At 54.7% G+C, this 13740-nt stretch carries 12 protein-coding genes; 8 read left to right on the forward strand and 4 right to left on the reverse strand.

Annotation, left to right across the window (positions count from 1 at the left end):
- Positions 1–39: 39 nt before the first annotated feature.
- A complete protein-coding gene (psiE, locus tag DBY68_RS19760; RefSeq protein WP_015966341.1) occupies positions 40–450 on the forward strand; it encodes a phosphate-starvation-inducible protein PsiE in 411 nt (136 codons plus the stop codon).
- Between the two features lie 115 nt (positions 451–565).
- Here the strand turns inward: psiE and malG are convergent, their stop codons facing one another.
- The 3 genes from malG to malE form a co-directional block, all read right to left on the reverse strand.
- On the reverse strand, positions 566–1456 hold the full coding sequence (gene malG, locus DBY68_RS19765; protein ID WP_108475999.1) for a maltose ABC transporter permease MalG: 891 nt from the start codon (positions 1454–1456) through the stop codon (positions 566–568).
- A 14-nt stretch (positions 1457–1470) separates the two neighbouring features.
- Entirely contained in the window at positions 1471–3015 is a 1545-nt protein-coding gene (gene malF / locus DBY68_RS19770; RefSeq protein WP_108476000.1) for a maltose ABC transporter permease MalF, read from the reverse strand.
- 124 nt (positions 3016–3139) lie between these two features.
- On the reverse strand, positions 3140–4330 hold the full coding sequence (malE, locus tag DBY68_RS19775; RefSeq protein ID WP_108476001.1) for a maltose/maltodextrin ABC transporter substrate-binding protein MalE: 1191 nt from the start codon (positions 4328–4330) through the stop codon (positions 3140–3142).
- A gap of 372 nt (positions 4331–4702) precedes the next feature.
- Between malE and malK the strand changes: the two genes are divergently transcribed.
- From malK to ubiA, 5 genes are all read left to right on the forward strand, one after another.
- Positions 4703–5812, forward strand: a complete 1110-nt coding sequence (malK, locus tag DBY68_RS19785; protein ID WP_108476002.1) for a maltose/maltodextrin ABC transporter ATP-binding protein MalK — start codon at positions 4703–4705, stop codon at positions 5810–5812.
- A 75-nt stretch (positions 5813–5887) separates the two neighbouring features.
- On the forward strand, positions 5888–7246 hold the full coding sequence (locus tag DBY68_RS19790; protein ID WP_108476003.1) for a maltoporin: 1359 nt from the start codon (positions 5888–5890) through the stop codon (positions 7244–7246).
- 111 nt (positions 7247–7357) lie between these two features.
- On the forward strand, positions 7358–8299 hold the full coding sequence (gene malM / locus DBY68_RS19795; protein ID WP_108476004.1) for a maltose operon protein MalM: 942 nt from the start codon (positions 7358–7360) through the stop codon (positions 8297–8299).
- A gap of 189 nt (positions 8300–8488) precedes the next feature.
- Complete coding sequence (ubiC, locus tag DBY68_RS19800; RefSeq protein ID WP_108476005.1) at positions 8489–8983, forward strand: chorismate lyase; 495 nt, start codon at positions 8489–8491, stop codon at positions 8981–8983.
- Between the two features lie 12 nt (positions 8984–8995).
- Positions 8996–9868, forward strand: a complete 873-nt coding sequence (gene ubiA / locus DBY68_RS19805; RefSeq protein WP_108476006.1) for a 4-hydroxybenzoate octaprenyltransferase — start codon at positions 8996–8998, stop codon at positions 9866–9868.
- Positions 9869–10058: 190 nt separating this feature from the next.
- Here the strand turns inward: ubiA and plsB are convergent, their stop codons facing one another.
- Positions 10059–12500, reverse strand: a complete 2442-nt coding sequence (plsB, locus tag DBY68_RS19810; protein WP_108476007.1) for a glycerol-3-phosphate 1-O-acyltransferase PlsB — start codon at positions 12498–12500, stop codon at positions 10059–10061.
- 130 nt (positions 12501–12630) lie between these two features.
- Here plsB and DBY68_RS19815 point away from each other — a divergent pair, with 130 nt between their 5' ends.
- Both DBY68_RS19815 and lexA read left to right on the forward strand, forming a co-directional pair.
- Positions 12631–12999, forward strand: coding sequence for a diacylglycerol kinase (locus DBY68_RS19815; RefSeq protein WP_108476008.1), 369 nt, complete (start codon positions 12631–12633; stop codon positions 12997–12999).
- A gap of 109 nt (positions 13000–13108) precedes the next feature.
- A complete protein-coding gene (gene lexA / locus DBY68_RS19820; RefSeq protein WP_108476009.1) occupies positions 13109–13717 on the forward strand; it encodes a transcriptional repressor LexA in 609 nt (202 codons plus the stop codon).
- Positions 13718–13740 lie beyond the last annotated feature (23 nt).

A 13740-nucleotide genomic window follows, 5' to 3' on the forward strand; every position in this document is an offset into this window, starting at 1 on the left:
CGTTATACAAGAGACTCAGCCTGCACAGGAGATGCCACCATGACATCACTCCCCCGTCCACGTGTCGAGTTTATCTCGACGATCTTACAGACTGTTCTCAACCTTGGGCTACTCTGCCTTGGCATGATACTGGTCATCTTTCTCGGCAAAGAGACGCTGCACTTAGCCGATGTACTCTTCGCACCTGAGCGCACCAGCAAATACGAGCTGGTGGAAGGGCTAGTGGTGTATTTCCTCTATTTCGAATTTATCGCACTGATCGTGAAGTACTTTCAGTCCGGTTTTCACTTTCCGTTGCGCTACTTTATCTATATCGGGATCACCGCGATTGTGCGTTTGATCATCGTCGATCACACCTCGCCGCTCGACGTGTTGATCTACTCCGGGGCGATCCTGTTGCTGGTGATCACGCTCTGGCTGTGTAATTCCAAACGCCTGAAACGTGAATAAGCCTATCCCATTAGGCTTAAAAAAATGGCGCTCCGAAGAGCGCCAAACAACAGTCACAAGTTAAATCGAGGATTGCAGTGGCTTTTCCCGTTTCCGGGAGGGTAGAACGAGGGTATTAACCTTTCACACCGCCTGCCGTCAGGCCATTGACCAGCCAGCGCTGCGCCAGCAGGAACACGACGGTAATTGGTATGGCGGAGAGTACGGCTGCCGCAGCAAAGTCACCCCACAGGTAGTTTTGCGGGTTAAGATATTGCTGCATACCAACCGCCAGGGTGTAGCTGTCCACATCACGCAGCAGCAGTGACGCGACCGGAACTTCGGTGATGGCAGCGATAAACGACAGAATAAATACCACCGCCAGAATCGGTACGGAGAGCGGCAGCAGTACCAGGCGGAAGGCCTGCCACGGTGTTGCGCCATCCAGCGCCGCTGCTTCTTCCAGCGAGCTATCGATGGTTTCGAAGTAGCCTTTAATCGTCCAGACGTGCAGTGCAATACCGCCTAAGTAAGCGAAGATTACGCCGCCATGGGTGTTCAGACCGATAAACGGAATGTACTGGCCGAGACGGTCAAACAACGCGTACAACGCTACCAGAGAGAGCACTGCCGGGAACATCTGGAAAATCAGCATCCCTTTCAGCAGGGTCGCTTTACCCGGGAAACGCATACGGGCGAAGGCGTAAGCACAGGTCGTGGAAAGGGTGACGATGCCAATCGCGGTGATGCCCGCAATTTTTACCGAGTTCCACAACCACAGCAGAACCGGGAAGGGTGGCGGGGTGACGCGGCCATCAGCGTGTTCTACGCTAAAGCCCAGCGCCAGCCGCCAGTGCTCCCAGGAGATTTTTTCCGGGATCAGGCTCCCGGTGGCGAAGTTACCTTCGCGCAGTGAAATGGCGATAACCATCAGCAGCGGAAACATGATTGCCGCGATGAAGATCAGGAGTAACAGGTGCGTGGTGAATAAACGCAGTTTCTGAGATTTCGGTTGTACCATAGCCATTGTCGTTATCTCCCTTAATCAAACTTCATTCGCGTGGCTTTCAGGTTCACAATCGCCAGCGCACCCACCAACAGGAAGATAAGCGTAGCAATCGCCGCCGCGAGGCCGAAGTCCTGCCCACCGCCGCCTTCGAACGCGATACGGTAGGTATAGCTCACCAGCAGGTCGGTATAACCGGCAGGCGTCGTGGTGCCGAGTCGGTCCGGGCCGCCGTTAGTCAACAGTTGAATCAGAACGAAGTTGTTAAAGTTAAAGGCGAAGCTGGCAATCATCAGCGGCGTCAGCGGCTTAATCAGCAGCGGCAGCGTAATCTTGAAGAAGTTCTGGAACGGGCCTGCGCCATCCATTGCCGAGGCTTCATACAGGTCGTCCGGAATGGCTTTCAGCAGGCCCATGCACAGGATCATCATGTAGGGGTAACCAAGCCAGGTGTTAACGATGATAATCATCGAACGTGCGGTGGTTGGGTCGCTGAACCATGCCGGTTTGATCCCGAACAGGGCGCTCAGCATCATGTTGATTTCACCAAAGCTCTGGTTGAACAAGCCCTTGAAAATCAGAATCGAGATAAAGGAAGGCACGGCGTAGGGCAGAATCAGCAGCACGCGGTAAATCGCTTTGCCTTTCAGGGCTTCCCACTGCACCAGGCACGCCAGTACCATGCCGACGGCAACGGTCAGGATGACGGTCAGTACGGAGAAGACAATCGTCCAGATGAAAATCGCGAAGAACGGCTTCTGAATCCCTTCGTCGGTGAAGACGCGGGTGAAGTTATCCCAGCCGATGGTCACGGTGTAGCCTGGGCTCAGTTTTTCGCCGGTCAGGTTCCCCGCCGCATCCACAGCCTGATAAAAGCCGGCATCGTTGTTTGGCAGGTACTTCACGCCGGTTTGGTTGTTGGTCAGCTCGTCGTTGGCACCCAGCGTGTACAGCGCGCGGGTACCGGAGAACTGACGCAGCGAACTCATCACCACTTTGCTTTCGTCTGGCAGAACAGCCGTTAACTGGTTCAGCGCCTGACGATTTTGGGTGATCACGCGCAGCGCCGCACGCTCGCCTTCCGGCAGGGCTTCAGTCTCTTTCAGTGTAATTTTTTGCTCGCCGCCAAATTTAAAGGCGTCGGAGAGGTAATTCTTGCCACTTTCACCGTCAGTCAGTGCCAGTTGCCACTCATCACCTGCCGGGAAAAGCGTGAAGTTGTAAGACTTACCCGCCTGATAAGAGCGGTCCATCAGCACCTGCTGTGCACGTTCAAAGGTGAGCTGGTTGGTGCTGCTGTAGTTGGTGAAGGCGATGGCAATGGTACAAATCAGGGGGAACAGAACGAACAGTCCCATCCCGGCCATGCCCGGATAAACATAGCGCCAGGCGTAGGTTTTACGGTTGGCGAAAATATAGAGGCCAGCTGAGCTTAAAATCAGCGTCATGATGGCGAACAGGTACTCCCCTTGTGCGTACATTAAAACTACAAGGTAACCCACCAGCAGGCCCAGCAGACCGATCGCTGACCACTTCAGCGCGTCACTTTGCCACCAATGTTTCTTTTTAATGACATCCATGGGGATCTTCCTCTACAACGATTGATCTTTTCTCCCTCTCCTGGGGGAGAGGGCCGGGGTGAGGGCGAACTTTTAACACAACCCTCACCCTAACCCTCTCCCTGAGGGAGAGGGGATAAAAGCATTACTTAGTGATACGGCCCTGCGCGTCTTTCAGTGCAGCATCGACAGTCTGACGACCGCTTGCGGCGTTGATGACTGCGGTGCGAACGGCATACCAGAAGGCGGACATCTGCGGGATGTTCGGCATGATTTCGCCTTTCTGGGCGTTATCCATGGTGGCCGCGATGCGTGGATCTTTCGCCAGCTCATCCTGGAAGGATTTCAGCGCGACGGCACCCAGCGGTTTGTCCTTGTTCACTTCATCCAGACCCTGATCGGTCAGCAGGTAGTTTTCGAGGAACTCTTTCGCCAGCTCTTTGTTCGGGCTTGCGGCGTTGATACCGGCACTCAGCACACCGACGAACGGTTTAGACGGCTTGCCTTTAAAGGTCGGCAGCAGCGTTACGCCATAGTTGACCTTGCTCTTATCGATGTTGGACCATGCCCACGGGCCGTTGATGGTCATCGCGGTATCGCCTTTGTTAAAGGCCGCTTCAGCGATGGAGTAATCGGTATCCGCGTTCATGTGTTTGTTTTTAATCAGGTCAACCAGGAAAGTCAGACCCGCTTTCGCGCCAGCGCTATCTACGCCGACATCTTTCACGTCATATTTGCCGTTTTCAAACTTAAACGCATAACCACCGTCAGCAGCAATCAGCGGCCAGGTGAAGTACGGTTCTTGCAGGTTGAACATCAGGGCGCTCTTACCTTTCGCCTTCAGCTCTTTATCCAGCGCAGGAATTTCTTCCCAGGTTTTCGGCGGGTTCGGTACGAGGTCTTTGTTGTAGATCAGGGAGAGCGCTTCAACCGCAATCGGGTATGCGATCAGTTTGCCGTTATAGCGAACGGCGTCCCAGGTGAACGGATATAGTTTGTCCTGGAAGGCTTTGTCCGGGCTGATTTCAGCCAGCAGGCCAGACTGCGCGTAGCCGCCGAAACGGTCATGCGCCCAGAAGATGATGTCCGGGCCGTCACCGGTTGCCGCAACCTGCGGGAATTTTTCTTCCAGTTTATCCGGGTGTTCAACGGTGACTTTAATGCCAGTGTCTTTCTCGAATTTCTTACCTACCTCGGCGAGACCGTTATAGCCTTTATCGCCGTTGATCCAGATAACCAGTTTTCCTTCTTCGATTTTCGCGAGGGCTGAGGCGGAAAACATCATCGTGGTCAGAGCAGACAGCGCGAGGATGCGAGCGCCAGTTTTAATTTTCATATATCCCGTCCTTTTTGGTGATGTACTCGTGGATACACAGAGGTGGTTTTTACAGGGATGAGTCTCCTTTTTTAGCAACCTCTTTCCATCCTCCCTTCCTCTACGCCCCGGGGGGTGTTTATGTGATCTCTGTTACATAAATCAGAGTTATGAGCCCTGGCGCACATAAAAAACGCCCCGATTTTGCAGGCCAGCTCACGATTTTCCCTGTCGCCCCTAACCCCCGGTGGCAGAACGCGTTTTCTCATCCTCCCGCCTCCTCCCCCATAAAAAACAAGGGGGGTGGAGGATTCGCGACAACAAGGGATACCCCATAGTTCAATCCATCTTGAATGTTTCTGATAGTGACGGGTTGTAACAAGGGAGAAGGCGATGGCAAACGTACAACTGCGAAATGTAACGAAAGCCTGGGGCGACGTGGTGGTATCGAAAGATATCAACCTGGATATCCAGGAAGGGGAGTTCGTGGTGTTTGTTGGGCCGTCGGGCTGTGGCAAATCTACACTGCTTCGCATGATCGCCGGGCTTGAGACGATTACCAGCGGCGACCTCTATATCGGGGAAACCCGGATGAACGACATCCCGCCTGCGGAGCGCGGTGTGGGCATGGTGTTCCAGTCTTATGCGTTGTATCCGCATCTCTCTGTTGCCGAAAACATGTCCTTCGGCCTGAAACTGGCTGGCGCGAAAAAAGAGGTCATTAACCAGCGCGTCAATCAGGTTGCCGAAGTATTGCAACTGGCACACCTGTTAGAGCGCAAACCGAAAGCGCTTTCCGGTGGTCAGCGTCAGCGTGTGGCGATTGGCCGTACGCTGGTGGCGGAACCGAATGTGTTCCTGCTTGATGAACCGCTTTCCAACCTGGATGCCGCACTGCGCGTGCAGATGCGTATTGAAATTTCCCGTCTGCACAAACGTCTGGGCCGCACGATGATTTACGTCACCCACGATCAGGTCGAAGCGATGACGCTCGCCGACAAGATTGTGGTGCTCGATGCAGGCCGTGTCGCGCAGGTCGGTAAACCGCTTGAACTCTATCACTACCCGGCCGACCGCTTCGTCGCGGGCTTTATCGGCTCGCCGAAAATGAACTTCCTGCCAGTGAAGGTCACGGCAACGGCGATTGACCAGGTGCAGGTTGAGCTGCCAAACCGTCAACAGGTTTGGCTGCCGGTAGAAAGTAACAATGTCCAGGTCGGTGCCAATATGTCACTGGGTATTCGCCCTGAACATCTGCTGCCCAGCGACATCGCTGATGTCACCCTGGAAGGCGAAGTCCACGTAGTGGAACAGCTCGGTCACGAAACGCAAATTCATATCCAGATCCCCGCCATCCATCAGAACCTGGTCTATCGCCAGAATGATGTGGTGTTAGTAGAAGAGGGAGCCACATTCGCTATTGGCTTGCCACCAGAGCGCTGCCACCTGTTCCGTGAGGATGGCACCGCATGTCGTCGGTTGCATAAAGAGCCCGGCGTTTGATTCCCATAACAAAGGCACAAAACCCGGCTACAAGGGTTCGTGTTTCAAAGAAAAGCAATGATCTCAGGAGATAGAATGATGATTACTCTGCGCAAACTTCCCCTGGCAGTCGCCGTCGCGGCAGGCGTTATGTCTGCTCAGGCGCTGGCAGTCGATTTCCACGGCTACGCGCGTTCTGGTATTGGCTGGACAGGCAGCGGTGGTGAACAACAGTGCTTCCAGGCAACCGGCGCACAAAGTAAGTACCGTCTTGGTAACGAATGTGAAACCTATGCGGAACTGAAGCTGGGCCAGGAAGTGTGGAAAGAAGGTGATAAGAGCTTCTACTTTGACACCAACGTGGCGTACTCCGTTGCTCAACAGAATGACTGGGAAGGTACTGACCCCGCGTTCCGTGAAGCCAACGTTCAGGGTAAAAACCTGATTGACTGGCTGCCAGGCTCTACCATCTGGGCCGGTAAGCGTTTCTATCAGCGTCATGACGTGCACATGATCGACTTCTACTACTGGGATATTTCAGGCCCTGGTGCCGGTATCGAAAACGTCGATCTGGGCTTCGGTAAACTGTCTCTGGCAGCTACCCGTTCTCAGGAAGCCGGCGGTTCTTATGCGTTCAGCACACAGAACATTTACGACCGTACTAAAGACACAGCAAACGATGTATTCGACGTACGTTTAGCGGGTCTGGAAACCAACCCGGACGGCGTGCTGGAATTAGGTGTTGACTACGGTCGCGCCAATACCACTGATGGCTACAGCCTTGCCGACGGCGCATCGAAAGATGGCTGGATGTTCACCGCTGAACACACACAGAGCATGCTGAAAGGCTACAACAAATTTGTGGTTCAGTACGCGACAGACGCAATGACCACTCATGGTAAAGGTGTGAACCAGGGCTCTTACGGCTCTTCTTCCTTCACCGTAACTAACCCGGATGGCACGAAGACCAATTACGCGAATAACGTTATCAATAACAACGGTAACATGTGGCGTATCCTGGACCACGGCGCAATTTCTTTGGGCGACAAGTGGGACCTGATGTACGTCGGTATGTTCCAGAAAACCGATCTGGATAGCGACCTGGGTACTGACTGGTGGACCGTAGGTGTTCGTCCAATGTACAAATGGACGCCTATCATGAGCACCTTGCTGGAAGTTGGCTACGACAACGTGAAATCTCAGCAGACTGGCGATCGCAACAACCAGTACAAAATCACCCTGGCGCAGCAATGGCAGGCGGGTGACAGCATTTGGTCTCGTCCGGCTATCCGTGTCTTCGCAACCTATGCGAAGTGGGATGAAAAATGGGGTTACATCAAAGATGGTGACTCTGTAAGCCGCTTTGCTGCTGCGTCTAACTCTGGCATCAACACAACCAGCCGTGGCGACAACGATGAGTGGTCCTTCGGTGCACAGATGGAAATCTGGTGGTAATCGTCGATTAACCCAATGTAATGCCTAAAAGAGGGGCGTAAGCCCCTCTCTCTTTAAGCGCAGCGCGCTATTGCCTGGCGAGCGCTGAGCTCTGTATCTGAGGTAATAACAATGAAAATGAAGAAAAGTCTCGTCGCTCTCAGCCTCTGCGCAGGCCTTCTGGCAAGCGTACCGGCAGTCACCTTTGCAGATGTAAACTATGTGCCGCAGAACACTTCTGCCGCACCAACGATTCCGACCGCTGCGTTACAGCAACTGACCTGGACGCCGGTGGATCAATCTAAAGTTCAGACCACCACGCTTTCCACGGGGGGGCAGAGCCTGAATGTGCCTGGCATCAGCGGCCCGGTTGCGGCCTACAGCGTGCCGGCCAACATTGGCGAACTCACCCTTACGCTCAGCAGTGAAGTGAATAAACAAACCAGCGTATTTGCGCCGAACGTTCTGATTCTTGATCAGAACATGACGCCATCGGCGTTCTTCCCGTCAAGCTATTTCACCTATCAGGAGCCGGGCGTAATGAGCGCTGACCGTCTTGAAGGCGTAATGCGTCTGACGCCTGCGCTGGGTCAGCAGAAACTGTACGTGCTGGTGTTCACGACCGAAAAAGACCTGCAACAAACCACCAAATTACTGGATCCGGCTAAGTCCTACGCGAAAGGCGTGGGTAACGCGATTCCCGATATCCCGGATCCGATTGCCCGTCATATCACTGATGGCACGCTGAAACTGAAGGTAAAAACAAACAGCACTTCCAGCGTCCTGGTTGGCCCGCTGTTTGGCTCTTCAGGCCCGGCACCTGTCACGGTGGGTAACACTGCTGCACCGGCTTACGCAGCTCCTGCCGCCGCAGCCGCCGCACCTGCGCCAGCACCGGTGAAGAAAAGTGAACCGATGCTGAATGACACCGAATCTTACTTCAACAAAGCCATTAAACAGGCAGTTGCGAGTGGTGATGTAGATAAAGCGTTGAAACTGCTGGATGAAGCTGAGCGCCTCGGCTCTACCTCTGCGAGATCCACCTTTATCAGCGCTGTAAAAGGCAAGGGGTAATAACATCCCCACAGCGCTGATGTTTAGGCTATGCCTTTCGGTGCGCCCCTCGGGGCGCACTTTTTTTTCAGTTGTGCACCATGCTGTTGCATAACTGTTGCGCCAATGATCGTATTTAGCCATTACTGCACTCCCGCCCGCCACAATCTGCGATACAATAGCGTCACTTTATGTACAGGAGAGTCAGGCATGACGCATCCCGCACTGACGCAACTGCGTGCGCTAAACTATTTTGACGCCATTCCCTCGCTCGACGCTGAACAACTCGACTGGCTGCTGCTGGAAGATTCCATGACCAAACGGTTCGAACAATATGGTGTGGTCAGCGTCACACTGATTGACGAAGGGTTTGTCACCCGCGATGCTATAGCGGAAGAGTTACCGTTGTTGCCCGACGAGCAACGCTACTGGCTACGAGAAATATTGCTGTGTGTGGACGGCGAGCCCTGGCTTGCCGGGCGCACCGTGGTACCCGAATCGACGCTGAGCGGCCCGGAACTGGCGCTGCAACAGCTTGGTAAGACGCCGCTGGGTCGTTACCTGTTTACGTCTTCCATGCTCACGCGTGATTTTATTGAGATAGGTTGCCATGCAGACCTCTGGGGGCGTCGTTCCCGCCTCCGGTTGAGTGGGAAACCGCTGCTCCTGACAGAGCTGTTTCTGCCTGCATCGCCGTTGTACTAAGAGGAAGAGAAAATGGAGTGGAGTCTGACGCAGAATAAGCTGCTGGCATTTCATCGCCTGATGCGCACCGACAAACCGATTGGTGCCTTGCTGCTGCTGTGGCCGACCTTATGGGCGTTATGGGTTGCCGCGCCCGGCGTACCACCGTTGTGGATTCTGGCGGTGTTTGTCGCGGGCGTCTGGCTGATGCGCGCCGCTGGTTGCGTGGTGAATGACTATGCTGACCGCAAATTTGATGGTCATGTAAAACGTACCGCCAATCGCCCGTTACCGAGCGGTGCGGTGACGGAAAAAGAGGCGCGGACACTGTTTGCCGTGCTGGTTCTTCTGTCGTTCCTGCTGGTGCTGACGCTCAATACCATGACCATTCTGCTTTCGGTCGCGGGACTGGCGCTGGCGTGGGTTTATCCGTTTATGAAGCGCTACACCCATCTGCCGCAGGTGGTGCTGGGTGCAGCGTTCGGCTGGTCAATTCCGATGGCATTTGCCGCCGTCAGTGAATCACTGCCGCTGAGCTGCTGGTTGATGCTGCTGGCGAACATCCTGTGGGCCGTGGCGTATGACACGCAATATGCGATGGTTGACCGTGACGATGACGTGAAAATCGGCGTGAAATCGACGGCGATTCTGTTTGGTCAGTACGACCGCTTAATTATCGGTATTTTGCAGATTGGCGTGCTGGTATTGATGGCGGCGATTGGCTATCTGAACGGGCTTAACTGGGAGTTCTACTGGTCTATTTTCATTGCGGGCGCGCTGTTTGCGTACCAGCAGAAGCTGATTCAACACCGGGAACGCGCGGCCTGTTTCCAGGCATTTATGAACAATAACTACGTTGGGCTGGTGCTGTTTATCGGTCTGGCGATGAGTTACTGGCACTTCTAAAAGCGAAAAAGCCGGATTTTCATCCGGCTTTTTTATGGCGGGGGCGCTACGCTTGCCCGCCCTACAAGCTCCGAACCCGTAGGCCTGATAAGCGAAGCGCATCAGGCATCAGGCATCAGGCATCAGGCGGGGGCGCTACGCTTGCCCGCCCTACAAGCTTCGAACCCGTAGGCCTGCTAAGCGAAGCGCATCAGGCGTCTTTCGGCGCCGGTTCTTCGTCCTGCGTCACACTCTCAATCGTCAAACGCACGTCTGAGGTGATCAGGTTCGCCATCATCTGGTAAACCTTCATCGTCTCTTCCGGCTCGGCGTCGCCGCTGTCGCTGATATAGCCTTCATCACGCAGCGTCAGCACCAGCGATGAGAACACCGCTTTATCAAAGAACTCCGGCGAGTTAATACCGTGCAGCACCGACAGACGTTGCGCCACGGTACGGCTCTCTTTCTCCAGCGTACTGCGGTTCATCGATGGGTTCGCGCTCAGCAGCCAGAACGTAATGGCATAGCGTTGCAGCGTTTCACGTGCGCCTGCGGCCAGCAGTTGCAGAGTGCGGGAGTGCGACGGATTAATATGCAGCTCATCGCCCTGACGGGTGATCAGCGCCTGGCGTTCCATCTCGTCAACCAGTGTATCAATCACCGACGCCAGCTCTGCTTTATCCCAGCGCAGGAACAGCTCGGCCTTCAGCATCGGGTAGAGCACTTCAACCATATTCTGCACATCCGCGCGAGAAACATGGCGATGCTGGGTCATGATGGTCGCCAGCAGCGATGGCATGATCAGCATATGGGCGATATTGTTGCGATAGTAGGTCATCAACACCGCCTGCTCGCGCGGCAGAATGATGATATCGCCGATGGTGTCTTTCTCGACTTCGAACTTGTTCATCTGCAGCGCGTGGTCGATAAGCTCGCCTGCCGTCACGTTTGGCGTGGTGGCATCCGGCGAATACGGTGCGTTGCGCAGCAGCGACAGGTAGCAATCCAACTGTTGAGTTAACTGTTCGCGGGTCAGTGAACGCTGACGAGACGCCAGCAGCGCAGTACAGCACAGGTTCATGGCGTTCGCCGCGCCTGCGTTGTTAATGCGCACCATCAGTTCGGCGGCGATACCGTTAACCGTCGGCGTCAGCCATGCCGGACGAATGGCTTCGATAGGATCGATAGACTCGCGCCACTCCGGTACGTGATGGTTCAGGTAGTTCATCAGCGGAATCGGCTCGCCGAAGTTAACGTAGCCCTGGCCCAGGTTACGCAGTTTGCTCAAGCCTTTGAGCATCTGCGGAAGACTCTCTTTCTCTTTGGTCGCGCCACGCAGTTCTTTTGCATACGTACCGACTTCCATCACGTGCTCGTAACCGATGTAAATCGGCACCAGCGTGATAGGACGCGTACCGCCGCGCAGCATCGCCTGAATGGTCATCGACAGTGTACCGGTTTTCGGATCGAGCAAACGACCGGTACGGGAACGCCCGCCTTCCACAAAGTATTCAACAGAATAACCCCGGCTGAACAGCTCGCCGAGATACTCGCGGAACACGGTGGAGTAGAGTTTGTTGCCCTTAAAGGTACGGCGAATAAAGAACGCGCCCAGACGACGGAAAATCGGGCCGGCTGGCCAGAAATTCAGGTTGATACCGGCGGCAATATGCGGCGGCACCAGCCCCTGGTGATACAACACATAGGAGAGCAGCAGGTAGTCCATATGGCTACGGTGACACGGCACATACACAATCTCGTGGCCGTCGTGAGCCAGCTGGCGCACGCGCTCGGCGTTGTGCACGTTAATCCCCTGATAAAGCCGGTTCCAGGTGAAGCCCAGAATGCGGTCAGTCAGGCGAATCATCTCGTAGGAGAAGTTGGCGGCAATCTCTTCCATCAGCGCAATGGCGTTTTGCTGCGCTTTGTCATGGGAGATTTTTTTGCTGCGTGCTTCGTCTTCAACCGCTTTGGCAATCGCGCGCGAAGCGAGCAGCTTATTGAAGAGATCCTGACGTGCCGGCAGTCGCGGGCCTACCGCCGCCAGACGCTGGCGAGCGAAGTGCATACGCGCCACGCGCGCCAGTTTTTGCGCGATAATTTTATCGGTACCGTGTTCATCGGCCATACGGCGCAACGAGACGGACGGCGAGAAGCGCACAAAGCTGTCACGGCCCAGCCAGGAGACGGCGAAGAATTTCTGGATGCCGTTTAGCATGCGCAGCGGCGGGTTCACCTCGCCTTTTTCACGCCCCGGACGACGACCAAACATCACCGATACCGGCACCATCTGCACGTCCAGATTCGGATTGCTGCGATGCAGATCGAGATAGTCGTGGAACAGCTTGATAGACTCTTCTTTCGGCGTGTAATAGGTGAACACGCGCGGGCCGCCATGGATGAACACATAGCGGGGCAATAGAGTGCCGTCGATCTCCAGCGGCTCAAGCGGGTCGGGGAGATCGTGCGCCAGGCACTGGGCGCGCAAGGTCAGTAAGTCGGCCTTCGAGTTATAAGGCAGGACGTACATGATCGGGCGCGAGGTATCGAGCCCCAATTCCTGGGCAGGCTCTGCCGGAATAGACTTGCTTTTTACCAGTATGCTTAATGGTAAATTCAGTAATTTGTAGTAAATTCGTGGCCAACCGGACATAAACGATGTAAAGCCTCTGGTTAATCATGCAAATGCGCGGCAAGAATATCAGAAAGTCAGCAGGATTTCTGTTCTACCGCCGATAACAGCTACTGTCATTGATGCGTATAACGCTAAAAGGTTCTATTTAATGGCCAATAATACCACTGGACTCACCCGAATTATCAAAGCGGCTGGTTATTCCTGGAAAGGTTTTCGCGCAGCGTGGATAAACGAAGCTGCGTTCCGCCAGGAAGGGGTCGCCTCGGTTGTGGCCATTATCATCGCGTGTTGGCTGGACGTTGACACCATTACCCGCGTCTTGCTGATAAGCTCCGTCCTTCTGGTGATGATAGTGGAAATTCTCAATAGTGCGCTGGAAGCGGTGGTCGACCGCATTGGTTCGGAGTATCACGAACTCTCCGGGCGGGCAAAAGACATGGGCTCTGCGGCGGTATTGCTGGCGATTTTCGTCGCGGTGATGACCTGGGCCGTACTGCTGTGGTCGCATTTCCACTGAGCCTCGCATAATCTGCGAAAACTCCTGTATTTTGTGCGTTTTGCGGTTCCAAAATAGCCGTTAACTGTATATACTCACAGCATAACTGTATATACACCCAGGGGGCGGAATGAAAGCGTTAACGACCAGGCAGCAAGAGGTGTTTGATCTCATCCGAGATCATATCGGCCAAACGGGCATGCCGCCGACACGTGCGGAAATTGCTCAGCGCCTGGGGTTCCGTTCCCCGAATGCGGCGGAAGAGCATCTGAAAGCACTGGCGCGTAAAGGCGTCATAGAAATTGTTTCGGGCGCATCGCGCGGTATTCGCCTGCTGGTGGAAGAAGAAACCGGCCTGCCGCTGATTGGCCGCGTTGCCGCCGGTGAGCCGTTGCTGGCGCAGCAGCACATTGAAGGTCACTATCAGGTCGATCCTTCGCTGTTTAAACCCAATGCTGACTTCCTGCTGCGTGTTAGCGGCATGTCGATGAAAGACATCGGTATTATGGACGGCGATCTGCTCGCGGTGCATAAAACCCAGGACGTGCGTAACGGTCAGGTGGTTGTTGCGCGCATCGACGAAGAAGTGACCGTAAAACGCCTGAAAAAACAGGGCAACGTCGTCGAACTGCTGCCGGAAAACAGCGAGTTTTCCCCGATTGTCGTCGATCTTCGCCGTCAGAACTTCTCCATTGAAGGGCTGGCCGTTGGCGTGATCCGCAACGGCGAATGGCTGTAATCCTCTCCCGATAACAACGGCGC

Source organism: Pseudocitrobacter sp. RIT415, assembly GCF_003057695.2.
Taxonomy (GTDB): Bacteria; Pseudomonadota; Gammaproteobacteria; order Enterobacterales; family Enterobacteriaceae; genus Pseudocitrobacter; species Pseudocitrobacter faecalis.